The sequence below is a fragment of the Sulfitobacter sp. 1A13496 genome, assembly GCF_043557225.1.
GTDB classification, from domain to species: Bacteria; Pseudomonadota; Alphaproteobacteria; order Rhodobacterales; family Rhodobacteraceae; genus Sulfitobacter; species Sulfitobacter faviae.
The window spans coordinates 32,069-54,476 of sequence record NZ_JBIFFP010000008.1; the positions used below are offsets into that span (position 1 = coordinate 32,069).

The following is a 22,408-nucleotide window of genomic DNA, read 5'->3' on the forward strand; positions in this document are numbered from 1 at the left end:
CTTATTGTGGAGGCGCAGGAAGCACTGACATCAGGTCGTCAACGCTCACTCCAAGCGTTTCAGCGGCTGCTTCAAAGTTCGGTGGACCATCGCCCAAGGCTTCTGCTAGTGCGTCAGGCGAGATGCCCAATTGTTCAGCGGCTGCCGACAGGTCCGGGCCGCCACCGCCGCGCATCTGAGCCATGTCAACTTCGCCGTGGTAGCAATCAATCGTGTAGGGCGCTTCGTCAGCGGTTAGGTGGTAGTGGTAGATACCGTCTGGAAATTCCGGAGTTCGGCCAAAATGACCGCCGCACTCATCCAGATCGGCATTCACAATGATCTCGCCGTTTTCACCTTGATTGGCATAGACCGGAAAGCCATCTTGCAAGACCCCGATCATGTAGGAATGTTCACCATCGACGTCGACTTCTGCAGTCAAGCAGACCGGAATCCCGTGGTAATGATACGTCGTGCCATCACCAAGGGGATGGCCGTTGCATTCATCGACAAAGGCTGCATGGTCGTGGATGACATTGTCATCGAGCGCGACGATCGTGCGTTCCATGTCCTCGTAGTCATTGAACAGGCGCGCGCCGTTGATGGCGACACCGATCTGGCCCAACGATGTGTCCGTCGTTGTCTCGCTGTAAACTGGTAATGTTGTGATTGTTGTGTCGATCGGCGACGCTTCGATGTCTTCAGCATTCAAATCCCAGAATGTTGCATCAGGGTTTGTGCTAAACGGCATCATGCCTGGATCATCCGGGACCAAGTAGACGTCTGCCAGATACGTTGAGGGCAGGCCATCAGATTCATAGCGGAACGTGTCATTATCGTTGATGGTTATCGTCACGTTGTCCGACCATTTGGCGGCAGCAACTGCCTGCGATGTATCCGTGGTTGCGACATTCGTTGATTGGGCCGTTAGGGTGGAACTGCTCAGCAAAACAGCTCCGGACACGCCGACGGCGGCCGCAATCACGGTTGTGGCCAAGAATTTAAGCTTCACTCTCATACTGAGCTCTCCGGGTCTATACCAAGGCTACATGTCTGCCAGTCTTAAGTCACTAACGCATGGCAGACATCTTTCCGTCGGTACAATCTGGAAAATTATATGGTACGGTGAACCACACCGATGTCGATGTTTTGCTTTCATCCATTCAACTGGTGCAGGCTAGACTGCTGCAATGTGTGGGCCATCAAAGCGGACCTTCACGAAAAGCCCAGCAGCGGCCGCTCCGTCCCGCACCGCAGGCCTTCGAAGGTGGTCGGCGGCTGCACCTGCGGCGAAGGTCAGCTCTTCTTATTGCGCCTGCGGCATGGATCGCCCGCAAAGTCGCAAGATCTGTCGACTTTGCAAAGGTCACTTACTGCGCATCACTGCTGTTCGTTCAGGACGCAGCGAAGGTCCGCTTCCCGCCCGGAGCCGCGCGGTCAGTTCCCGGCCCAAAGCCGACCTTTACCGTGAGAATAGACGTCGCATCGCAGCTTCCCCGAAGCAGCCTTTAATGCAGACCGCTACATTTCCGGCGTGCAGACGTTGGCCACTGAAATGAACGGGTTCTAACTGACCAACTCGTAGTGTTTTATGGTGCGAGCCTCAAAACGAACGCCCCCCCCTTCGCGGTCGAACGCACCGACATTCCAAATCCCCAGCAACTACTGGCGCCGCATCACTACATGCCAGCGGTCACCTCCAGCTCTGCTTCCAGTCTGCGCGCTGCTCCTCCGGGGGCGGCACCCCAGACGGCGATCCAGCGGTAGAAAATCAGCGTCAGGAACAGAGTGAACACGGTCGCAAAGCCCAAGCCGCCGACGATCACCCATCCGACGGCGATGCGTGCCTCGGCCCCTGCCCCGGAGGTCAGGATCAACGGCAGGCCGCCAAAGACGGTTGAGACCATCGTCATCATCACGGGCCTGATGCGCAGGCGCAGCGCGTTCCGGATGGCGCTGTCGATATCCTCCCCCGCTTCGCGCAACTGGTTAGCGAATTCGACGATCAGGATACCGTTCTTGGCCATGACCCCGATCAGCATCACAAGACCGATCTGGCTGTAATAGTTCAGCGACCCGCCCGTCATGGAGATCGCCAGCAAAGCAGCCGCAAGGCCGAAGGGCACCGTCATCATGATGACGACCGCGCTGGCGAAGCTTTCGAACTGGGCGGCCAGCGCCAGCAGAACCACGATCAACGCCACGCCGAAGACCATGTAGATACCGCCTTGGGAATCGTCGAGCGTCGCGGCCTCTCCGGTGAAGGTGATGCCCATCCCATCGGGCAGCACCTCTTCTGAGAGGGCCAGCACCCGGTCCATTGCCGTCGAAAGGTCAACACCCGCGCCAAGGTTGGCCTGCAAGGAAACAGACAAGGCACCGCCCAAACGCTCGATCTGCGCGTCGCTCACCACCATGTCGAGCGAGGCGACCGAGGACAGCGGCACATAGGCGCCACTGTCGAGCCGGATCGACATCGAAGCGATATCCGATGGGTCGTTGATCGGCGGCCCACCCGGGACGACATTCACGTCCACTTCGACGTCATCCGAAAAGACGCTGACCGCCACATCGCCCTGCACCATGGCACTTACGAGGGAGGAAACGTCAGAACCGCTGAGCCCCATATCGCCCGCCGCGCTGTCGTCCACCGTCACCTCCAACTGGGCGTTGACGCTGTTGTTGGACAATTGCGGGTTCAGGAAGGTGTCGTCCTGCGCCATCTCTGCGACAAGGCTGTCGGCCGCCTCGGTCATATTCGCAAGGTTCGTACCCGTCACCGCAAAGCTCAGCCCGCCGCCCGCACCGCGGATGTTCAGGCTATTGGTCGACCGCGCACTGACCTGCACGCCGGGGACCGAGGCCAGCTTGCCACTGATCTGGCCAATCAACTCTTGCTGGGTAAAGTCACGCTCGGTCCAATCCGGCAGGCGAACGACGATAAAGGCACTGGTGCCGCCGCCGACGCCGATAATGCTTTGCACGGTCTCGATCTGCCCGCTCTCCCGATAGGGGGCGAGGATGTCTTCGACCAACGCGACTTGCGTATCAAGGTAGTCGATCGTCGTATCCGACGCGCCCCGCGCCTGTACGAGGAAGAAGCCCCTGTCCTCTTCCGGTGTGACGGTGGACGGCAGGGTCATCGCGGCCCCCATCGCGATCATGGCAAAGCCGATAGCGATTGACAGAACCAGCAGCGGCGTGCGGATGGCGAAATCCATCACCCGGTCAAAGCTGCGCGCCAAGACGCCCGGCACGGCGGTTTCCGCGCTGGCCAAAGTCTTGCCGGGATCCAGCAAGGCCGAGAGGACTGGCGCGAGAGTTAGCGCGGTGATCGACGACAGGGTAACGGCAAAGGCCAGCACAAAGCCGAATTCGGAAAAGACCCCGCCCGCCTGCCCCGGCAGAAAGGAAATCGGGATGAATACAGCAGCAAGCGTCGCGGTGGTCGAGATCACGGCGAAGAACACCTCATTCGTGCCGGACGCCGCGGCAGCGAAAGCCCCCATGCCGGACTTGCGTTTGCGGACGATGTTTTCGACCACCACGATGGCGTCATCCACGACCATCCCCGTAGCCAACACCAGCGCCAAAAGGCTGATCGTATTGACGGAAAACCCCGTCAGCCAGATCGCCGCCAGCGTCCCGATCAAGGCCACGGGGATCGTGACGGCGGGGATCAATGTCGCCCGAGGGGAACGCAGAAACAGGAAGATCACAACCACCACAATGCCGGTGGCCATGAGAATGGATTTGACGACCTCGTTGATAGAACCTTCGATGAAGATACCGTCGTTTGAGGTAATCAACAGTTGCACGCCCTCAGGCATCTGCGTCTGCAATTCCTCAACAGCGGCAGTTACATCTCGCGAGATCTCCAACGTGTTGCCAACCGATTGCCGTGTGATGTCGAGACCGATGGCCGTTTCGCCATTCACGCGGGTATAGACGCTGGCGTCTTCGGGGATCAGTTGGACAAAGGCGACATCGGCCACCTGCGTCGTATCGTTGACCGGCAGTTGGTTAATGGTGTCAACGGTGACATCCTTGCTGCCGACCCGGAGCGAGAGGGTCTGCGTTTCGCTGGAAAGCGAGCCCAGAGCGGTATCGTCGCGAAGCTGCGCAAGTGCGGTGGAGACATCGAAGATGGTCAAGCCACGGCTTAGCAAAGATGGCATGTTCACCGCCACGCGGAACTCATTGGCGCGTTCCCCGCGCAGGGTCACTTCGGCAATGCCGTCGATCAGGGAAAGCCGTTCATAGACGACCCCCTCCCCCAGTTGGGTCAATGTGTCGAGGCTGGCATCGCCAAGCAGCGCAAGACGGATGATCGCATCCGCGTTGCTGTCGCTTTTGCTGACGCTGGGGTCTTCGATATCGTCGGGCAAGGACCTCAAGGCCCCCGATACGATCTCGCGCGCCTCATTGGCGGCGACGTTCACATCGGTGCCATCCGAAAGGTCGATGGTGATCCGGCTCGATCCCATGCTCGAAGTGGATTCGATATAAGACATGCCATCAAGCGCGCTCAGCGCGTCTTCGAGGACTTGGGTCACTTCGGTTTCGACCGTGCTGGGCACCGCACCTTCGTAGTCGGTCCTGACAGAAATGACGGGCCGGTCAACATCCGGCATTTCGCGGATATCGACGCTGGCAAAGGCCGCCAGCCCGGCGATGATGATCAGCAGGTTCAACACGATCCCGAAGATGGGCCGCGCCACGAAGACATCCGCGAAACCGGCCTTATGCGCCTTTTTCTCAAAGCTCATGCGTCCGGTCCCCCGCGCGCGCCAGCGGCGGTGACCTGCGCGCCTTCACGCAGTTTCGCGGCACCTTCGGCCACGATCTGCGCGCCTATGGGCGCTTCGGTTTCAACCCAGACCCGATCCCCCTCGCGGTAGCGGATGGTCACGGGAACACGGGCCGTGCTGCCCTCCTCCGCGACCCAAATGCCCGCGCCGCTGCGGTCCCATGTGATGGCGGTCGCGGGCACGACGGGCAGCGGATCAGTCTCTTCGGTCATGCGGATGGCGAAGGTCATGCCGGCAAGCAGCAGCCCGTCGGGGTTTTCGATCTCCGCTTTCACCGTGGCACTGCGGGTCACGCTGTCGAGACGGCTGTCAAAGGCGGTAACCTTGCCCTCGAAAATACGCCCCGCATAGGTGGGTGTCGAAACGAGGACCGGCTTGCCCTCGGCCAGGAGACCGATGGAGCGTTCCGGCACTTCGAATGTGGCCAGCAGGCTTGTGGTGTCGTCGATGGTCACGATGGTCTCACCGCTCGCCACACGGTCGCCCACGCTGACATCGCTCAGTCCCAAACGGCCCGAAATCGGGGCCTTGATCGTGCGGTCATCGAGCGCGACCTGCGCAAGCCCGACATTGGCCTCGGCCAGTCGCAACGCGACGCGCGCCTCGGAGAGTGTTACGTCGGTCACTACCGCACTGCCATTGCGGCGCAGTTCCTCATAGCGGGTGACCGTGTCCTGCGCCTGATCGCGATTGGCCTCGGCAATCTCGAGCGCCAGCCTTTCCGAACGGTCTTCCAGCTTCAGAAGGACATCGCCCTTTTGCACCATCTTATTGGCCTCAAGTGCGGTTTCGACCACCTCACCGACATCGGTTGCGGTCACTTCGGTCTTGCGCAGGGACACGGCGCTGCCGACGGTGCGCAGGATCAGCGTGTATGCGCGGGCCTCAAGTGGCGCGAGAACGACCGTGGTCGCCCGCCCCTGCCCGCCGCGACTCCGACCAGATCGGGCCTCTCTGGGCCCCTCGGCTGTCTCTATGGCACTGCCACCCCAAAGCTGCGCAGCCTCATCGGGCACGCCGAATGCGATGCCGTAGGCACCTGCGATGATCATGAGTGAGAGTGCGGCGTAAGATAATTTCTTCAATTTCTTCATGGTTCCTGAAAGGCGCTGTCGGAAGGGACTGGGTGTCATTGGTCTTCCCAACTGCGCATTTTGGTAGAACATCCCCACCGAACGGGGGGACGCCTCCACGCTATGATCAGCTGGGGGCGGTGCGAAATTTAACGGTTAAGAGAGACCCTGCGATGCTTGTGCTTCTTCTGATACGAAGAGCGAAGAATATTCCGTCGCTCAAACATCATTGTTCGGGTCAAAAAGTGGGATGTCTTTCGATCAGGGCAAAACCTGCGAATGCTGACTTGGACGGTGCTATGCTGGGGCCTTAATCGCAGCTCTTGATCCTTAGCCGCTATTGGTTGGCGAAAGCAGCGAAGGTTGGCAAACCGCCGTTCCTCCAAGAGATCTTCTTAACTGCAATGGAGACTGGGCGTCCGCAGCAAATGGGAGCAAAGTCCCGCGTTGCAGACCTAAATGCGCAACGCAGCGGATGACCGCATTCCGCCCTTTTCTGCGAAGGGCGCTCCCGGCCCGATCCGGACATTGATCCAACCATACGTCGCCATGCTGCAGCTTCCCCGAAGCGGTCATTGGAACAGTTGCGCAGCATTTTGGCCCGTTCGGTGTCAGCTATGCGAGACAAAGCTGGCGTTGACAGTATGGTGTAACCAGAAAGCATCAGGAGTATGGAAATGGCGCAATTGGATGAAGATGTGCTCAAGGAGAGAGAGGCACAAATAACGCAGCAGTACCATGGCATCTATCCCGTCCACGAAGCGTTCTACATCCACTCCATAATCTATGCGGCCGAGCGTTCGGAGTCGGCGTTCCAGCGCTTTGATGACGCTGTTGCCGCCTCATGTTCGGCCGAATTGATTTTCGCCACTATTCAGGAGGCGTTGACCCACGCGGGCGCGCTATCCCGCTTTTTCTGGCCAATGAAGAAGCAAAATGAACTTTCAGTCGCGCGTGGTGATCGGCTGCGAGGTGCCTTCGCGCTTGATGAAGCATCAGCGCTGAAATGGCGCAAGCTGCGAAATGCCTTTGAGCATTTCGACGAGGACCTTGACCGCTTCCTTCTTGAGGATCGAGCCGGGTACTTCTTCCCAAATCCGTTGGTAGACGACCAAGCGCTCGCCAACGAGGCCATCGGGCATATTTTCAAGCTGGTTGATCCAACGCATGGCATTTGCATGTTCCTTGGCAAAAAATTCGAATTCCAGCCCATTAGGAGCGAAGTGCGGCACATCCTGTCTCGCGCACGCGAAATGGACGAGCAAGGCAATCGCCTTTGACAGGAGGCATTGTCATGCGGCGTTGCTGTGAGAAATGCCAGGAGCGGGCACGGAGCAGACCTGCGGCGAAACGGCGCTCTGGACGTTCTGGTGAGCGGGTCTGCCCGGTAGATCAACCCGAAGCAGACTGTCAATCGGAACGCAATCATGACCCCTTATCGGCATCCAATAGTGCCCCCCTTTGGGCGCTCTGTAACTGGCCTTCAGAACGCCTGTGTCCAAGGTAACACTTCGTTTGCGTGATCGACACATCGCTAATCGACTAGCGAGTTGCTCAGAAGCTTAGCAATATCATCTAAGTGCACAGTTTTGCCTGTATGGTGGTCAGCGACAATTGGACCAGCTAACAGGCAGGAAATCGCTGAGCTCACCTACCAGGATACTGTCTCCCGTGGTACACTTCTGCTGCAACTCATTGAGCGCATTGCCCCGCGTTCGGCAGAATGTGGTACCCTCCAATCCCTATTCTATTGGGGTTTTCATAGATTCTTGGAGCCCCCACTAATTTCTCACATAGCCGCTGACAGTTAGCGGTTGTCATAGATGCAAGAAGTGCCATTCTTGCTCTCGGTAGCAACATCCCAAGAGCGCTCACGGAACAAATGTGATACAAAAATTAAGGCAGCAAGAACAGAGAAACGCAAAAATGGTTATATCTCAGCCACTTAATAAATTTCATATACCGTAAAATGGTGCCCGGGGGCGGAATCGAACCACCGACACGAGGATTTTCAATCCACTGCTCTACCCCTGAGCTACCCGGGCACGGGTCACCTCTTTCGAGGTCGGGTGAGCGGGTTCTAGGACCTGTGGCGCGGGGTGTCCAGCCCCATTTTGCCCTGAAACCCACTTCTTTTCAAAAAACGCAAATTTTCCTGTGTTAATGGGGCTTTGCAGGACGGTCTTGTGCCGCTTCGGCGGCGTCGATGGCGGCTTCCACGTCTTCGGGGTCGCGCGAGGGGACGGCGTAGCTGCCGTTGAACCAGCGGCCCAAATCGATGTCGGCGCAGCGGCGCGAGCAGAAGGGGCGATGCGCCTTGACGGTTTCGGCTTTGCAGATCGGGCAGTTCATCGGGCGGCCCCTGTCAGCACCTCCGCCAGCACCGGGCGGGCACGTTTGCGCTGCAGCTCGTAATGGCCCAGAGGCGTCCAGCCGACCAGCGTCGTATCCACGTCGTCGGCGCGGAAAGCGGCGCGCAGGGCGCTTTCAAACGTCCGGCGGTCCTTCTTGGGCATGGGTGCAAGGTCGAGCGTGATCTGCCCGCCCAGCCCGCGCAGACGCAGGGCGCGGGGCAGCGCTTTGGCGCAGGCCATATTGGCCTTCACCCCGGCGGCGAGCGAGGCATCGTTGCCGGTGTTCACATCGACCGCAACCAGCGCGCGTGTCGGCTCCACAAAGATCGACGCGCCGCCGCCGAGCGGCACCTGCGCCGAGGCCACGCGGTCGAGCTCTTCCAGAACGCCGTGGTCGTCAAAGCCGCCGGCCTCGGTCACCACCTCGGCGGGCGCGGTCCAGTCGCGCCAAGCGAGCAGATGCGGACCATCGCCTTCGCTCAGCACCTCCATCTGTTGCGCGTCATCATTGGCCACGGTATCCGCCAAGCTGAGCATATTGACGATATCCTCGGCAATATGCTCGGCATCGGCACCGGCGCAGGAGGACCGCAGGATCAGGCCCAGATCGGCCCCGCCCGCCACCTCATGGGCGATCTCCAGCAGCCGGTCGCGTTCTTCCTCGTCTTTGATCGAGCGCGAGATGTTCAGCCCCGGCGCACCCGGCGTCACGATGGCATAGCGCGACTTGAAGAGCAGCTTATTGGTCACCGGGATCGCCTTGCCCGGCTCGGCATGGCCCGAAACCTGCACGAGAATCGTCTGACCGGGGGCCAGCCCCTTGATCTGCCGCAGAAACGCCGCGCCATCGGGGGTCTTGAGGAACATGCCCCCCTGCCCCTTGACCGGACGATCCGCAATCGCACGATAAACGGTGCCGACGCGCGGCCCGTCACTGTCGATCAGAAAATCATCCAGCTTGCCGTCCACCATCAGGGCGGCGGCTTCGATATCACCGAGATGGTCGAGAATAATCGTACGGCCCTTCATGGCGTCCTTCCGTCAAATGGGTAGCCTGCCGCTTGCAGCAGGTTCGCAGCCTCGGCCAATGGCAGGCCGACGATTGCAGTGAATGACCCGCTGATCCAAGGGATCAACGCGCCCGCGGGGCCCTGAATGCCATAGCCACCCGCCTTGCCGCGCCAATCGCCGGTGGCGAGGTAGCGGCGAATCTCGGGCTCGGACAGGGATTTCATCTTCACGCTGCTTTGCACATCGCGCTGCCACAGCTTGTCGCCACGTTTGACGGCGACGGCGGTGACCACCTTATGCCGACGGCCCGACATCAGCCGCAAAAAGGCTTCGGCCTCGGCCTCATCCTCGGGCTTGCCGAGGATGCGCCGGCCAAGCGCCACGGTGGTATCAGCGCAAAGCACGATATCCTCCGCGCCCGCGTGCACCGCCGCCACTTTCTCGCGCGCCATTCGGGCGCAATAGGGACGCGGCAGTTCGGCCTTATAGGGCGTCTCGTCGATGTCGGGGGCGCGAATGGCATCTGGGGTCACGCCGATCTGGGCCAAAAGCTCCAACCGGCGCGGCGATCCTGATCCAAGAATGAATTGCATCTTATAGGCCTCTTTGCCTGAGGCCGGCAGCCCGGTCGGGGCCGCGCACGGCCCCGCCTGCGCCGCGCAACGCGCGAACGCGGTGCCGCTTACTTGAAGCGATAGTTGATCCGACCCTTGGTCAAATCATAGGGGGTCATTTCCACCTGAACCTTGTCGCCAGCCAGAACACGGATGCGGTTTTTCCGCATCTTGCCTGCCGTATGCGCGATGATCTCATGGCCGTTTTCCAGCTCGACCCGAAACGTCGCGTTAGGCAGGAGTTCCTTCACGACACCGGGAAATTCGAGCGTATCTTCCTTGGCCATGGTCTCTCCTTGAGCACAAAACCCTCCAAAACGAGGGCGCAGGCTTAAATGGGCGCATTTTCGCGCTTTTTCAAGGGGGATTCAGCGCAAAGCGACGTTTATCGCCTTTCCGTCGCGGCCAATCTGGTCTTGCCAGTCCCTTCGGTTGAGCACGATGCCATCCGCGCGCACCTCGGCGACCTGCGCCAAATCGGCGTCCGCCACGGTCCAGCCGGGGGCGTTGACCTCGCGCACACCCAAAATCCCCGTGGGCGGGAAGCCGCGATCCGGGGGGCAAAAAATCCCCCCCGCGCCATAGGATTGACCCAAAGCCTCGGACCAATCGGCCTTACCCACGACCGAGGACATGGCGGTGATACACTGATTCTCAAGCGCCCGCGCCATGGAGCCGATGCGCACCCGCCAATAGCCCGCAAGCGTCTCGGTCACACTGGGCACGCAGATCACATCACATTCCGCCAGCGCACGGCCCAGCAGGGGAAACTCGCTGTCATAGCAGATGAGAATCCCGATCTTGCCAATCGCCGTGTCAAAGACCTGAAACGCATTGCCCCCGATCACACCCCATTCCTCGCGCTCGAAACGGGTCATGATCTGCTTGTCCTGCACGCCGATCTGCCCCGTGGGCGTGATCAGCCGGGCACGGTTCACCGGGCGGCTCTCAGTCGCTGCGGGGCCTGAGCCGGCCACGATATGCACGTTATGCTCGGCGGCGAGTTTCACATGCAGCCGGTCCGCCTCCTCAAGCTTGTCCGACACCGCAAAGAGCGACCGCTCCAAATCGCCCGCCACCTCGGCCCCATCGAGCGTTGCCAGTTCCATCGCCGCATATTCGGGGAAAACCAGCAGTTCCGCCCCCTGCACCGCCGCCTCGGCGACCCAATGGGCCAGTTTGTCTTCGTATTGCGCCCAAGATGTCAGAACATCGAGCGGATAGGCGGCTGTGGCGATCTTCATTCGAAAGGCTCCTCATTTTCGCGCAGTCTGCGCAGCTTTACCGATGGCTTCAAGACCGGCAGCACCGCTTTCGTGGAACCGCCCGAGAGGCTGCCGCTTGCTTGGGCAAAGGCTTGACCTGACCCGCGCGGGGTTTCACAAGATCCGAAAGAGATGGGACCATATGCTGAACAAGGGCATCACCCTGCGGGGCATCGAAGTGTTTGAGGCGCTGGCGCGAAGCGGGTCAGTGGCGCAGGCGGCCGAGGCAACGGGGCTCAGCCAGCCCGCCGTCAGCCAGCAGATGCGCAACCTCGAGGCCGCCATCGGCGCGGAACTGGTCGACCACACCCGCCGCCCCATGCGACTGACCCCAGCCGGGCAGATGTTCCTACGCCGGGCCGAACAGGCGCTCAGCGAATTGCGCCAAGCGCAGAGTGAAGTCACGGTGATGGATTTGGCCCATCTGGAGGCGCTGAACCTTGGCGTGATCGACGATTTCGACGATGACCTGACCCCACGCCTTGCCACAATCCTTGGCGACAGCCTCACCGGATGCCGCTTTCGGATGATCACCGCAGGCAGCAATGAATTGGCCCGGGCACTGCGCGACAAAAGCCTGCATATGGCGCTATCGGTGCAGATCGACGAACCGATGGCGGGGGTTCTGGAATACCCGTTGGCCCGCGATCCGTTTATCCTCGTCACCCCTGCGGGCACCTCCGCCGATCCCGACGCCCTGCTGCGCGGCGCCACCGATCTGCCCTTTCTGCGCTATGTCGCCGATCAGTTGATCGCGCGGCAGATCGAGGCGCATCTTGCATCAGAGGGACACAACCTGCCCGCCCGTTTCGAGATTGGCAGCCATCTGGCGCTGATGGCCATGGTGGCACGCGGGATTGGCTGGGCGATGACGACGCCCTTGGGATACATGCGCGCCGCCCGTTTTCACGACCGCCTCGCCGCGCACCCCCTGCCCGCGGCGGCACAGGCCCAACCGCCTGCGCGCACCATCTCTCTCTTCGCCGGTGCGGAATGGTCCGGCCCCGTGCCGCGCGACATCGCCCAGACCCTGCGGCAGTTGATGCAGACCCATATGATCGCCCCCGCCATCGCGCAATTGCCCTGGCTGGCCGACGGCTTTCACCTGCTTGAAGACATGGACCCTATCGGAGAATAATGCCCCATGACCAAGATCGTGATCCTCACCGGCGCGGGCATCTCTGCCGAAAGCGGGCTTGAGACCTTCCGCGCCTCAGATGGCCTCTGGGCGCAGCACCGGGTCGAAGACGTGGCGACGCCCGAAGGTTTCGCCCGCAACCCCAAACTGGTGGTCGACTTCTACAACGCGCGCCGCGCGCAGGCCGCCGAAGTGGCCCCCAACGCCGCGCACCGCGCCCTCGCCCGGCTGGAGGCCGAGTTGGACGGCGAGGTGGTGGTGATCACCCAAAACGTCGACGATCTGCACGAACAGGGCGGCTCGCGGCAGGTCATGCATATGCATGGCGCGCTCAAAGGCGCGCTCTGCGCCGCTTGCGATCACCGCTGGCCCGCACCCATGGTCATGGCGCCGGGCGATCCCTGCCCCGCCTGCGGTGCCCCCGCCGCGCGGCCCGATATCGTTTGGTTCGGTGAGATGCCCTATGAGATGGACGCGCTTTTCGATCATCTGGCCGAGGCGGATATCTTTGCCGCCATCGGCACATCGGGCAATGTCTACCCCGCCGCCGGTTTCGTCGCCGAGGCCCGCCGCGCCGGGGCGCATACGATAGAATTCAATCTCGAACGCTCCGCCGTGGGCAATCAGTTCGCCGAACATCGCATCGGGCCCGCCAGCCAGACAGTGCCGGAATGGGTGGCCGAAGTGCTTGAGGCGCGCCACTAGTTACCGGCGCGCCACGGGCCGTCAGCGCGGTTCGCTGCGCAACCCTTTGTAGATCGTGTAACACATCACCAGCATCAGGATCGCAAAAGGCACCCCCGTCGCGGTGACCCCGGCCTGCAGCGCCGACAACCCGCCGCCGATCAGCAGCACGATGGCGATCAACCCTTCGACGATGCACCAGAAGATGCGCTGCGGCACCGGGGCGTCAATCTTGCCCCCCGCCGTGATCGTATCGACAACCAGCGACCCCGAATCCGAGGAGGTGACGAAAAACACCAGCGCCAGAAGGATCGCGATGGTCGAGGCTATCTTGGTAAAGGGAAGCTCATTCAGCATCCCGAACAGCGAGAGTTCCGGCGAATAGCTGTCGATCACATTGGCCTTGACCAGCGATGTCTCAGGGCTGGCAAGGATCTGGTCGATCGCGATGCCGCCAAAGACGCCCATCCAGATGAAGATGATCAGCGACGGGATCAGCAACACGCAAATGATGAACTCCCGCACCGTGCGCCCGCGCGAGACGCGCGCGATGAACATGCCCACGAAAGGCGCCCAAGAGACCCACCACGCCCAATAGAACGCGGTCCAGCCTTCGCGGTAGGAATCATCCTCCCGACCGAATGGATTGGAGAGCGGGATGATCTCTTGCGTATAGGCCAACAGACCGGTCCAGAACCCGTCGAGCCCCACCAGCGTCGGGCCGACGAAAAGCACGAAGAGGAAGAACAGGACGGCTACGATCATATTCACCTCGGACAGGATCTTCACCCCGCCGTCCAGCCCGCGCCAGACCGACACCAGCGCCACGGCGGTCACCAAGAGAATGATGATCACCTGCACATTGGTCGAAATCTCGAGCCCGAAGGCGAAGTTGAACCCCGCATTGGCCTGCTGCGCGCCAAGGCCAAGCGATGTCGCGAGACCAAAGAGCGTCGCGAAAACCGCCAGAATATCAATGATATGCCCCGGCCAGCCCCAGACCCGATCCCCCAGCAGGGGGTAGAAGCACGACCGGATCGAAAAGGGCAGCCCCTTGTTATAGGTGAAGAGCGCCAAGGCCAGCGCCATGATCGCATAGACCGCCCAACCGTGCAGCCCCCAGTGATAAAAGGTCGCCGCAAGACCCATGGCGCGGGCAGCCTCCACATTCTCGAGAATGATCGACCCATCCTCGGCAATCGGCAGGGGCACCCCCAGCGGACCGGAGACGTTCATATGGTACACCGGTTCGAGCACGCCAAAGAACAACAGGCCAATCCCCATGCCCGCGGCAAAAAGCATGGCGAACCACGTCAGATAGGAATATTCCGGCAAGGCCTCTTGCCCGCCGAGCCTGACCTTTGAAATCGGCATGAAGATCAGCGCGATGCAGAACAGAACGAAGATGTTCACGATGATCATGAACAGCCAATCCAGCTTGGTCGTGGCGAAATCACGAACCGCGAGGAAGACCACCCCGGCCTGATCCGGGAAGAGCATGGTCAGCAGCACAAAAGCCACCGCCGTTAGGCCCGAGACCATGAAGACCGGGTTGTGAATGTCAAAACCCAACGGGCCGAGGGATCCGTCGATATTGTCTTGGCCGACCTCGAAATCAGTCTCAATCTCATTCGTATCGGGTGGCGTAGTGGAACTGGACGTGCCGGGTGTGGGGTCGGTCATGGAGTCTCCGATCTTGATGCACTGTCTGACCCCCGCTCGGCAGGTAGCATGGTCAGAACAACAATTGTCGGAAGATCAATTAGCGCGCATTTCCAAGGTTTCCCGAATTAAAACATGCCCCTGCGCAAGAAAATTACCCCGGGCCGCCACGGCCCTAGCCCCTGATAGGCAGGAAACCCTAACAAAACCCTAAGCCCAAAACGAAAAAGGCCCCGATCCTTTCGGATCGAGGCCCCAATCTCTATGCGGTAAGCCTTAGCTCAGCACATCGGCTGTCGCGCTGGATTTCGCGATGGCCTTTTTGATTTTCAACGCGTTGTCGGACAGTTCAACATCTTTGGCTTTTGCCAGGAACTTGTCCAGACCACCACGGTGGTCAACGCTGCGCAGGGCTGCGGCAGAGATGCGCAGCTTGAACGCGCGGCCCAGTGCTTCGGACTGCAACGACACGTCGTTGAGGTTCGGCAGGAACCGACGGCGTGTACGGTTGTTGGCGTGGCTTACGTTGTTGCCCGTCATCGGGCCTCTTCCGGTCAATTCGCAACGGCGCGACATGGGTTCATCCTTTTGCTGTTGTGTCTTTCCAGCGATCCGGAAACACACATAACGTGGGGGCCGCGCAGAGCCGACCCTGAATTGGTTCGCTGGCTTTAAGGGGAATCGCAGTAGCCGTCAACCCGGTGCGCGGGACTTGGCCATATTTCCTGCGCCCGCCGCCGATCGCGTCAAGCATAGCTGCCCCGCCCTGCCCCCGCTACGCTGGTTTTTGCCATCCGGGCCAGAGTTTCCTTTGCATCCCCTCGGCGGATTTGCGATGCAGACGCATGACCATACAGATGCGCGCCCTCTTCGTTCACCTTTTCACTGCCACCGGAGCAGTGCTGGCGATGCTCGCCATGCTCGCCGCCGTGGAAGAGAAATGGGACCTCATGTTCCTGTGGCTGGTGATCGCCTTTTTCGTCGATGGCATCGACGGGCCGCTGGCGCGCAAATATGACGTGAAGACCAACGCGCCTGAGTTCGATGGCGTCTTGATGGATCTGATCATCGATTATCTGACTTATGTCTTCATCCCGGCCTTCGCGCTCTTTACCTCGGGGCTGATGGATGGCTGGAGCGGTTGGGCGATGATCATCATCATCACCTTCGCCAGTGTCATGTATTTCTCTGACACGCGCATGAAAACAAAGGATAACTCCTTTAAAGGTTTCCCCGGCTGCTGGAACATGCTGGTGCTGGTGCTCTTTGCCTTGCAGCCCGAGTGGTGGATCAGCCTGATCGTGGTCACGATCCTTGCCGCAGCGATGTTTCTGCCAATCAAATTCGTCCACCCCGTCCGGACCGAGCGCTGGCGTCCCGTGACGCTGCCCATGGCGCTGGCTTGGACCTTTTTCGCGGGCTGGTCCGCTTGGGTGAACTTCCACCCCGAAAGCTGGGCGCATTGGGGTCTGGTGATCACCTCGGTCTACCTGATCTGCGCCGGTGCCGCGCAGCAATTGATCCCTTCGGGCGACGACTGATCCCGCCTTAGCTCCTCAAATCAACAGTCCCGCCGCGCCTTCATGGCGCAGCAGGGCGACCTTGGTCTCGACCCCGCCCGCGCCGCTGAAGCCAGTGAGCCCCTTGGCACCCATGACGCGGTGGCAGGGGATGAGGATCGGGATCGGATTGCCGCCACAGGCCCCACCCACGGCCTGCGCTGGCACGCCGAGGTCACGGGCGATCTCGCCGTAGGTGCGGGTGTGGCCGAAGGGAATGGCCGCGATGGCGGCGCAGACCGCGCGCTGGAAATCGCTGCCGGTGACGCGCAGCGGCAGGTCAAAGTGCTGACGTTGGCCTATGGCGTATTCGTTAAGTTGGCGCAGTGCGGTGTCGAGCAGCACCGAGCGGTCTTGCCCCGCCGCCTGCCCCCAGCCGAGCGCCGTGATCGAACCGTCTTCTTCAGTGACGATCAGATCGCCGAAGGGCGTGGAGAGAGAGGCCTGTTTCATCGCCCTACTCTGCGCCAGAAATAACGCCTGCGAAAGAGTGCTGAGGGCATCGCCCTCCCTGGGGGGCGATACGACCTATCCGGCGGGCAGATAGGCGCGTGAGACGCTGACCAAGCAATGCGCGCAAACGCTGCAAAATCGCCCTCCGGGGGGGGAGGGAGGGCGATGCCCGTGGTTCCCACGGGCGGGGCATCGGCGACCTGACAAAAAAAACGGGCGCCGGTTTTCCCGACGCCCGTTTGATCACTCACTGAAAACGCCTCAGGCTTCCGCCGATGCCTCACGCACCGCCTCATCACAGCGCCCGCAGACGCCGGGATATTCATGCGTGCCGACATCCGGCAGCACCTTCCAGCAGCGCTCGCATTTCGCGCCTTCGGCCTTTTCGAACACCACGGCCACGCCATCGGTCTCGGGCATGCGGAAAGCCTCGGCAGGTGCCGGATCGCCGGTCACGGTGATGTCGGAGGTGATGCTGACATCCTCGAAGGACACGCTCTCCAACGCCTCCCGCTGCGCTGCATCGTCGACATGTACCACGGGGGCCGCCTCGAGCGAGGCGCCGATGACCTTCTCGGTCCGCTGCACTTCGAGCGCTGCGGTCACCACCCGGCGCGCGGCGCGGACCTTGGCCCATTTCGCCGCCAGTTCCGGGTTCAACCATGCTTCGGGCGTCTCGGGCATGTCGACCAGATGCACCGAGGAGTCGTCGCCCGGGAAGCGCTCCAGCCAGACTTCTTCCATGGTGAAGACCAGCACCGGGGCCAGCCATGTGGTCAGACGGTGGAAGAGGATATCCAGCACCGTCCGCGCCGCGCGGCGGCGCAGGGTGTCGCCATCGCAGTAAAGCGCGTCTTTGCGGATGTCGAAGTAGAAGGCCGAAAGATCGACGGTGGCAAAGGTGAAGACCGCTTGGAACACGCCTTGGAAGTCGAAACGCGCAAAACCGTCGCGCACCACCTTGTCGAGTTCCGCCACCCGGTGCAGCACCCACTGCTCAAGTTCCGGCATCTCCGCCGGGTCCACGCGGTCCGCCTCGGAAAAGTCACTCAGCGCGCCCAGCATGTAGCGCATGGTGTTGCGCAAGCGGCGATAGCTGTCGGCCACGCCCTTGAGGATCTCGTCCCCGATGCGCTGGTCGGCGGTGTAATCGGTCTGCGCCACCCAGAGCCGCAGGATATCGGCGCCATACTGCTGCACGATCTTCTCGGGCACGATGGTGTTGCCGATGGACTTGGACATCTTCATGCCCTTGGCATCCAGCGTAAACCCATGGGTCACCACGTTGCGGTAAGGCGCGCGGCCCGTGGTGCCGACGGATTGCAACAGCGAGGAATGGAACCAGCCACGGTGCTGGTCGGTGCCTTCCATGTAGACATCGGCGATGCCGTCCTCCGTCCCGTCTTCGCGGTCGCGCAGGGTGAAGGCATGGGTTGAGCCGCTGTCGAACCAGACGTCGAGGATGTCGGTCACCTGATCGAACTCCGCCGGGTCGACGATGCCCGAAAGGAACCGCTCCTTCGCGCCTTCGGCATACCAAGCGTCTGCCCCCTCGGCCTCGAAAGCCTCGACGATGCGCTGGTTCACCGCGTCGTTGCGCAGTAGGAAGTTCTCGTCCGTGGGCGCCACGCCCTTGCGCACGAAGCAGGTCAGCGGCACGCCCCAGGCGCGCTGGCGGCTCAGCACCCAGTCGGGCCGCGCCTCCATCATCGAATGCAGGCGGTTGCGGCCGGATTTCGGCACCCAGTTAACCTTGTCGATACAAGTGAGCGCACGCTCACGGATGGTTGTGCCGTTCTGGTCCAGACCGTCGCCCACCTCCTTGTCGATGGCGGCGAACCACTGCGGCGTATTGCGATAGATCACCGGCGCCTTGGAGCGCCAGCTGTGCGGATAGCTGTGTTTAATCTTGCCGCGCGCCAGCAACCCGCCGACCTCCACCAGCTTGTCGATGATGGCGCTGTTGGCGTTGCCCTCTTTGCCGTTCGGCTTGAGGATCGCCTTGCCACCGAAGAAGGGCAGATCGTCGCGGAAGCGGCCATCTTCCATGACGTTGTAGGTGATGACCTGCGGCAGCATGCCGAGATCGCGGTAGAGCTCGTATTCCTCCAGACCGTGCGAGGGCGCGCAATGCACAAAGCCCGTGCCCTCGTCCGAGGTCACGAAATCGGCGGCACGGAAATCGCGCAGATCGTCCCATTCGCCGTTTGCCCCTTCGGCCCCGGCCAGCGGGTGCTGAAGCGAAATCTTGGCCAACTCATCATTGCTCACGCCGCGCACCCGGCGCCACATGCCATCTTCCAGCCGCGCCCGGCCCAGCACGTCGGCGGCCAGATCGTCGGCCAGGAGGTAACGATCGCCGACATTGGCCCAGCATTCCTCGGGCGTGCCCGTGACCTCGTAAAGGCCGTAGGAGATGCCCTCGCCGTAGACCACGGCCTTGTTCGAGGGCATGGTCCAAGGCGTGGTGGTCCAGATTACCACCTTGGCGCCGTCCAACTCGCTGTCGGTGCCCACGACGTTGAACTTCACCCAGACGGTGAAGCTTTCCTTGTCGTGATACTCGACCTCGGCCTCGGCCAGCGCAGTCTTCTCGACAGGCGACCACATCACGGGCTTGGAGCCCTGATAGAGCGTACCGTTCATCAGGAACTTCATGAATTCCTCGGCGATCACCCGCTCGGCATGGAAGTCCATGGTCAGATAGGGATTTTCCCAGTTGCCGGTGATGCCGAGCCGCTTGAACTCCTCGCGCTGCACGTCGACCCATTTGGCGGCGAAGTCGCGGCATTCAGCGCGGAATTCGTTGATCGGCACCTGATCCTTGTCGCGGCCCTTCTTGCGGTACTGCTCTTCGATCTTCCACTCGATCGGCAGGCCGTGGCAGTCCCAACCGGGGATGTAGCGCGCGTCATAGCCCATCATCTGGTGGGAGCGCACGATCATGTCCTTGATCGTCTTGTTCAGCGCGTGGCCGATGTGCAGGTTACCGTTGGCATAAGGCGGGCCGTCATGCAGGGTGAAAGGCTCCCGCCCCTCTTTCTCGCGCAGGCGGTCATAGACGCCGATCTTTTCCCAACGCTCCAGCCAGCCGGGCTCGCGCTTGGGCAGTCCGGCGCGCATCGGGAAATCGGTTTTGGGCAGGTTCAGCGTGGCTTTGTAGTCGGGGGTCTCGGCGCACATGGGGGGCGTCCTCTAGGCATTTGGGGGGTTATTCAATCTCGGTCGGTGCGAATGGCTCAAGCACCTCGGCCCGGCGTCTCAACTGCTTAGAGCGCCGGGAATATAATTCGAATAATGATCGCGGTGAGGCGTGTCATGGGCCCGCTTATAAACAGCCCCCCCTGCCCCGACAAGCCCCGGAAGACGCGCGACAATCGGGCTGAAAACACTGCCAGAGTCGCCGCCCGCCGGACTTAACATTTTTTATGATCCCCGGCCTTCGCTTGAATTTTTCGGCGAAAACAGCATCATAAGGTATTCGACAAAGCTTTATTTCCGCGGGCTCCGTTTTGGGGAACCCGCGACAATTCTAATGGGCAGAAAGACCTGCGTGTGACCATCAAAGACACCTTTTATCACGATATGGTCGTAAAACCGTCGGGCATGGTCGACCATCTGAGCGGCGCGCAATGGGCCAAACTTGCCCCGCTGATGACCCATCACAAGCGTTTCACGCCCGGAACCGTGATCAGCCGCAGGGGTGATTTTCTGGATCACAGCCTGTTGCTGCTCGATGGGTTGATCGCCCGCAGCGTGCCGCGCGGACAGCGTGCCCGCAGCACCTTCGTCGCCCTCCAATTCCCCGGTGAGTTTGTCGATCTGCACGCCTTCCCGCTGAAGCAACTCGACCATGATGTGATCTCGCTGACCGATACCCATGTCGCCATCATCTCGCATGAGCCGCTGCGCGAGTTGCTCAATGGCGATGTCGAGATGGCCCGGAAGCTCTGGCTGATGACCTTGGTCGATGCCTCCATCCACCGCCATTGGGTGATGCGCAACAGCGCCATGCGTGCGCTGGCCCGGGTGGCGAATTTCCTGAGCGAATTCGATGCCCGCATGACCGCTGCGTATGGGATGGAGCGTCAGAGCCTGCCCTTCAGCCTGCGCCAGACCGATATCGCCGATGCCACCGGCCTCACCTCGGTCCATGTCAGCCGCACCCTGCGTGAGCTGCGCGAACATGGCTGCTGCGCCGTGACGGGCGGCAAACTGCTGATCCACGACCGCGCGGGGCTGCATAAGGTCGGCCAGTTCGAGCCTGCCTACCTCTATATGCCCCAAGCCGAAGCGGCGCTTTAGCCCGCCTCTGCCAGAGACTGGGGCGCACGCTCTACCTGCAAAGCAATCGCCGGATAGGTTTTACGCGGCAGCGCGACATCCCTCTGCGCCCGAGCCGCGTGATAGAGCCGTTCGAACTCCGTCACCATCGCCTGCGCATCAAAAAACCGTGCCACACGGGCGCGGGGCACTTCGGCGGGGATATCGCGCGCCTGCAGCAAGGCCTGCGCCAAGGCAGTCGCGCTATCCTCCGCCGCGATGACACCCGCCTCGCCAAGCACCTCCTCAACCGCGCCATGCGGGGTCGCGGCAACAGGCAGGCCCGTCGCCATCGCTTCCACCGCGGCGAGGCCAAAGGGTTCTTCCCACTGCGGGGTGAAAAGAGCCGCCGAAGCCCGCCCATAGGCCGCCCCAAGCGCCGCCGTTTCCAGATGCCCGACATATGCCACATCGCCATAAAGATGCGGTCTGACCATATCGTTAAAGTAATCCTGATGCTCGACCACGCCATAGATGCGCAGGGGCACCCCTGCGATCTGCGCCGCCTCCGCCGCCAGATGGGTGCCCTTGGTCGGGGTGATCCGCCCCGCCCAAACGGCGCTGCCATCTCCCGGCCCGCCTTGTGGCCATTCGTCAAGGTCAATCCCGTTGTGCACCACATGCGCCGTGTCGGGCGCGCCCTCGGGCCACCAGATGCCGCGTTGCCGGGCCGAGACGACAGAGGACAGATGCCATGGCGCCGCCCCATCCATCAGCGCGCCCCGCAGCACTTTGAACGGCGGGATATGCAGCGAGGTCACCATCGGCAGCCGCTCCGCCCGCGACAGGCGCGGCAGGAAGCGGTGCAGCGCGTTGTTGTGCACCACGTCAAAGCCGCCCTCCAGCAAGAGCCGCGCGGCGCGGGCATAGCAGGCGTCGAGGTGGTCGTTCAGCGCGTCGGTGCCGTGAAAGTCATGCCATGGAAAACGCGCATCATAATGCGCGTCACAGATCGGCAGCAGCTTCACCCCCGGCGGCAGGCTCGCCGCGCTGTCTTCGCTGGCCAATAGGGTCACCTCATGCCCGCGCTCGGCCAAGATCCGGGCAAGACCGTGGGTAAACGCCTCCATCCCGCCCTTGAAGGGGGCGGCGATGGGGTGGCGAATATGGCCGACGATGGCGATGCGCAGGGTCATTCCGCCGCGATCCGCTCTTCGCCGCGCAGATAGCGCAGCACCCTCGCGGTATTGGCGTAAGGCTGGTCTGACTGCTGCTCGCAAAGCGCGAAATCATCCGCATCCGGCTCGCGCAGCTGCACCAGCGCGTCACCGTCGCTCCCCACCAGCCCCATCAGGCGAAAGGCGGTGAGCCAGTGGTTCATGGTGCGATGGCCCCATTTATCGGCGAAAATCTCGGTATTGCGCAGGATCGAGGGGATGTGGTGGATCGGCGGCATGCAATGCGGGTGATGCTGGTGAAAGACCTTCGCGCCCTTCGCCCAGTGGATCGGCACGCCGCGCTCGTCCAACTCTCGGCCAAAGT

At 61.5% G+C, this 22,408-nt stretch carries 20 protein-coding genes and 1 tRNA gene; 6 read left to right on the top strand and 15 right to left on the bottom strand.

Going from position 1 to position 22,408, the window contains the following annotated elements:
* Position 1 precedes the first annotated feature (1 nt).
* Positions 2-997, bottom strand: coding sequence for a YHYH protein (locus ACGYLX_RS15860; RefSeq protein ID WP_394450693.1), 996 nt, complete (start codon positions 995-997; stop codon positions 2-4).
* Between the two features lie 59 nt (positions 998-1,056).
* Between ACGYLX_RS15860 and ACGYLX_RS15865 the strand changes: the two genes are divergently transcribed.
* A complete protein-coding gene (locus ACGYLX_RS15865) occupies positions 1,057-1,491 on the top strand; it encodes a hypothetical protein (protein WP_394450695.1) in 435 nt (144 codons plus the stop codon).
* Positions 1,492-1,658: 167 nt separating this feature from the next.
* Here the strand turns inward: ACGYLX_RS15865 and ACGYLX_RS15870 are convergent, their stop codons facing one another.
* Both ACGYLX_RS15870 and ACGYLX_RS15875 read right to left on the bottom strand, forming a co-directional pair.
* Positions 1,659-4,748, bottom strand: a complete 3,090-nt coding sequence (locus ACGYLX_RS15870; protein WP_394450697.1) for an efflux RND transporter permease subunit — start codon at positions 4,746-4,748, stop codon at positions 1,659-1,661.
* Positions 4,745-5,875: an efflux RND transporter periplasmic adaptor subunit gene (locus ACGYLX_RS15875; protein ID WP_394450699.1), complete on the bottom strand. Its 1,131-nt coding sequence runs from the start codon at positions 5,873-5,875 to the stop codon at positions 4,745-4,747. Before ACGYLX_RS15875 ends, ACGYLX_RS15870 begins: the two co-directional genes overlap by 4 nt.
* 665 nt (positions 5,876-6,540) lie before the next feature.
* Here ACGYLX_RS15875 and ACGYLX_RS15880 point away from each other — a divergent pair.
* Positions 6,541-7,143 carry a hypothetical protein gene (locus ACGYLX_RS15880; RefSeq protein ID WP_168612745.1) on the top strand — a complete coding sequence of 201 codons (603 nt, stop codon included), beginning with the start codon at positions 6,541-6,543 and terminating at the stop codon, positions 7,141-7,143.
* A 690-nt stretch (positions 7,144-7,833) separates the two neighbouring features.
* On the opposite strand, the gene ACGYLX_RS15885 is transcribed toward ACGYLX_RS15880, so the two are convergent.
* The 6 genes from ACGYLX_RS15885 to ACGYLX_RS15910 all read right to left on the bottom strand — a co-directional run bounded on the left by ACGYLX_RS15885 (position 7,834) and on the right by ACGYLX_RS15910 (position 11,086).
* Positions 7,834-7,908, bottom strand: a tRNA-Phe gene (locus ACGYLX_RS15885).
* A 115-nt stretch (positions 7,909-8,023) separates the two neighbouring features.
* Positions 8,024-8,215 (bottom strand): DNA gyrase inhibitor YacG, encoded by a 192-nt coding sequence (locus tag ACGYLX_RS15890; protein ID WP_394450701.1) that lies wholly within the window; start codon positions 8,213-8,215, stop codon positions 8,024-8,026.
* Positions 8,212-9,246: a ribonuclease E/G gene (locus tag ACGYLX_RS15895; RefSeq protein ID WP_394450703.1), complete on the bottom strand. Its 1,035-nt coding sequence runs from the start codon at positions 9,244-9,246 to the stop codon at positions 8,212-8,214. Before ACGYLX_RS15895 ends, ACGYLX_RS15890 begins: the two co-directional genes overlap by 4 nt.
* Positions 9,243-9,821: a Maf family protein gene (locus ACGYLX_RS15900; RefSeq protein WP_394450705.1), complete on the bottom strand. Its 579-nt coding sequence runs from the start codon at positions 9,819-9,821 to the stop codon at positions 9,243-9,245. The genes ACGYLX_RS15895 and ACGYLX_RS15900 overlap by 4 nt, the downstream gene beginning before the upstream one ends.
* Positions 9,822-9,910: 89 nt before the next feature.
* Positions 9,911-10,129 (bottom strand): translation initiation factor IF-1, encoded by a 219-nt coding sequence (infA, locus tag ACGYLX_RS15905; RefSeq protein WP_005978431.1) that lies wholly within the window; start codon positions 10,127-10,129, stop codon positions 9,911-9,913.
* A gap of 81 nt (positions 10,130-10,210) precedes the next feature.
* Positions 10,211-11,086 carry a carbon-nitrogen hydrolase family protein gene (locus ACGYLX_RS15910; protein ID WP_394450706.1) on the bottom strand — a complete coding sequence of 292 codons (876 nt, stop codon included), beginning with the start codon at positions 11,084-11,086 and terminating at the stop codon, positions 10,211-10,213.
* Between the two features lie 163 nt (positions 11,087-11,249).
* Here ACGYLX_RS15910 and ACGYLX_RS15915 point away from each other — a divergent pair, with 163 nt between their 5' ends.
* Positions 11,250-12,245 carry a LysR family transcriptional regulator gene (locus tag ACGYLX_RS15915; RefSeq protein WP_394450708.1) on the top strand — a complete coding sequence of 332 codons (996 nt, stop codon included), beginning with the start codon at positions 11,250-11,252 and terminating at the stop codon, positions 12,243-12,245.
* A 6-nt stretch (positions 12,246-12,251) separates the two neighbouring features.
* Entirely contained in the window at positions 12,252-12,950 is a 699-nt protein-coding gene (locus tag ACGYLX_RS15920) for an NAD-dependent deacylase (protein WP_394450710.1), read from the top strand.
* 21 nt (positions 12,951-12,971) lie between these two features.
* On the opposite strand, the gene ACGYLX_RS15925 is transcribed toward ACGYLX_RS15920, so the two are convergent.
* Both ACGYLX_RS15925 and rpmB read right to left on the bottom strand, forming a co-directional pair.
* Complete coding sequence (locus tag ACGYLX_RS15925; RefSeq protein WP_394450712.1) at positions 12,972-14,612, bottom strand: BCCT family transporter; 1,641 nt, start codon at positions 14,610-14,612, stop codon at positions 12,972-12,974.
* A 255-nt stretch (positions 14,613-14,867) separates the two neighbouring features.
* Positions 14,868-15,167 carry a 50S ribosomal protein L28 gene (gene rpmB / locus ACGYLX_RS15930; protein ID WP_394450713.1) on the bottom strand — a complete coding sequence of 100 codons (300 nt, stop codon included), beginning with the start codon at positions 15,165-15,167 and terminating at the stop codon, positions 14,868-14,870.
* 269 nt (positions 15,168-15,436) lie between these two features.
* Between rpmB and ACGYLX_RS15935 the strand changes: the two genes are divergently transcribed.
* Positions 15,437-16,132, top strand: a complete 696-nt coding sequence (locus ACGYLX_RS15935) for a phosphatidylcholine/phosphatidylserine synthase (RefSeq protein WP_067268016.1) — start codon at positions 15,437-15,439, stop codon at positions 16,130-16,132.
* Between the two features lie 15 nt (positions 16,133-16,147).
* Here ACGYLX_RS15935 and ACGYLX_RS15940 read toward each other — a convergent pair whose 3' ends face one another.
* Both ACGYLX_RS15940 and ileS read right to left on the bottom strand, forming a co-directional pair.
* On the bottom strand, positions 16,148-16,603 hold the full coding sequence (locus ACGYLX_RS15940; RefSeq protein ID WP_394450715.1) for a methylated-DNA--[protein]-cysteine S-methyltransferase: 456 nt from the start codon (positions 16,601-16,603) through the stop codon (positions 16,148-16,150).
* 261 nt (positions 16,604-16,864) lie between these two features.
* A complete protein-coding gene (gene ileS, locus ACGYLX_RS15945; RefSeq protein WP_394450716.1) occupies positions 16,865-19,786 on the bottom strand; it encodes an isoleucine--tRNA ligase in 2,922 nt (973 codons plus the stop codon).
* 372 nt (positions 19,787-20,158) lie between these two features.
* Here ileS and ACGYLX_RS15950 point away from each other — a divergent pair, with 372 nt between their 5' ends.
* A complete protein-coding gene (locus tag ACGYLX_RS15950) occupies positions 20,159-20,908 on the top strand; it encodes a Crp/Fnr family transcriptional regulator (RefSeq protein ID WP_394450717.1) in 750 nt (249 codons plus the stop codon).
* Here ACGYLX_RS15950 and ACGYLX_RS15955 read toward each other — a convergent pair.
* On the bottom strand, positions 20,905-22,062 hold the full coding sequence (locus ACGYLX_RS15955; RefSeq protein WP_394450718.1) for a glycosyltransferase: 1,158 nt from the start codon (positions 22,060-22,062) through the stop codon (positions 20,905-20,907). The genes ACGYLX_RS15950 and ACGYLX_RS15955 overlap by 4 nt on opposite strands.
* Complete coding sequence (locus tag ACGYLX_RS15960) at positions 22,059-22,394, bottom strand: hypothetical protein (RefSeq protein ID WP_394450720.1); 336 nt, start codon at positions 22,392-22,394, stop codon at positions 22,059-22,061. The genes ACGYLX_RS15955 and ACGYLX_RS15960 overlap by 4 nt, the downstream gene beginning before the upstream one ends.
* Positions 22,395-22,408 lie beyond the last annotated feature (14 nt).

Excerpts from the sequence above, each read along its gene's own strand:
- ACGYLX_RS15890 (WP_394450701.1), bottom strand. The coding sequence starts at position 8,215 with ATGAACTGCCCGATCTGCAAAGCCGAAACCGTCAAGGCGCATCGCCCC.
- ACGYLX_RS15865 (WP_394450695.1), top strand. The coding sequence starts at position 1,057 with ATGGCAGACATCTTTCCGTCGGTACAATCTGGAAAATTATATGGTACG.
- ACGYLX_RS15925 (WP_394450712.1), bottom strand. The coding sequence starts at position 14,612 with ATGACCGACCCCACACCCGGCACGTCCAGTTCCACTACGCCACCCGAT.
- ileS (WP_394450716.1), bottom strand. The coding sequence starts at position 19,786 with ATGTGCGCCGAGACCCCCGACTACAAAGCCACGCTGAACCTGCCCAAA.
- ACGYLX_RS15870 (WP_394450697.1), bottom strand. The coding sequence starts at position 4,748 with ATGAGCTTTGAGAAAAAGGCGCATAAGGCCGGTTTCGCGGATGTCTTC.
- ACGYLX_RS15915 (WP_394450708.1), top strand. The coding sequence starts at position 11,250 with ATGCTGAACAAGGGCATCACCCTGCGGGGCATCGAAGTGTTTGAGGCG.
- ACGYLX_RS15900 (WP_394450705.1), bottom strand. The coding sequence starts at position 9,821 with ATGCAATTCATTCTTGGATCAGGATCGCCGCGCCGGTTGGAGCTTTTG.
- infA (WP_005978431.1), bottom strand. The coding sequence starts at position 10,129 with ATGGCCAAGGAAGATACGCTCGAATTTCCCGGTGTCGTGAAGGAACTC.
- ACGYLX_RS15940 (WP_394450715.1), bottom strand. The coding sequence starts at position 16,603 with ATGAAACAGGCCTCTCTCTCCACGCCCTTCGGCGATCTGATCGTCACT.
- ACGYLX_RS15935 (WP_067268016.1), top strand. The coding sequence starts at position 15,437 with ATGACCATACAGATGCGCGCCCTCTTCGTTCACCTTTTCACTGCCACC.
- ACGYLX_RS15880 (WP_168612745.1), top strand. The coding sequence starts at position 6,541 with ATGGCGCAATTGGATGAAGATGTGCTCAAGGAGAGAGAGGCACAAATA.
- ACGYLX_RS15920 (WP_394450710.1), top strand. The coding sequence starts at position 12,252 with ATGACCAAGATCGTGATCCTCACCGGCGCGGGCATCTCTGCCGAAAGC.
- ACGYLX_RS15910 (WP_394450706.1), bottom strand. The coding sequence starts at position 11,086 with ATGAAGATCGCCACAGCCGCCTATCCGCTCGATGTTCTGACATCTTGG.
- rpmB (WP_394450713.1), bottom strand. The coding sequence starts at position 15,167 with ATGTCGCGCCGTTGCGAATTGACCGGAAGAGGCCCGATGACGGGCAAC.
- ACGYLX_RS15955 (WP_394450718.1), bottom strand. The coding sequence starts at position 22,062 with ATGACCCTGCGCATCGCCATCGTCGGCCATATTCGCCACCCCATCGCC.
- ACGYLX_RS15860 (WP_394450693.1), bottom strand. The coding sequence starts at position 997 with ATGAGAGTGAAGCTTAAATTCTTGGCCACAACCGTGATTGCGGCCGCC.
- ACGYLX_RS15895 (WP_394450703.1), bottom strand. The coding sequence starts at position 9,246 with ATGAAGGGCCGTACGATTATTCTCGACCATCTCGGTGATATCGAAGCC.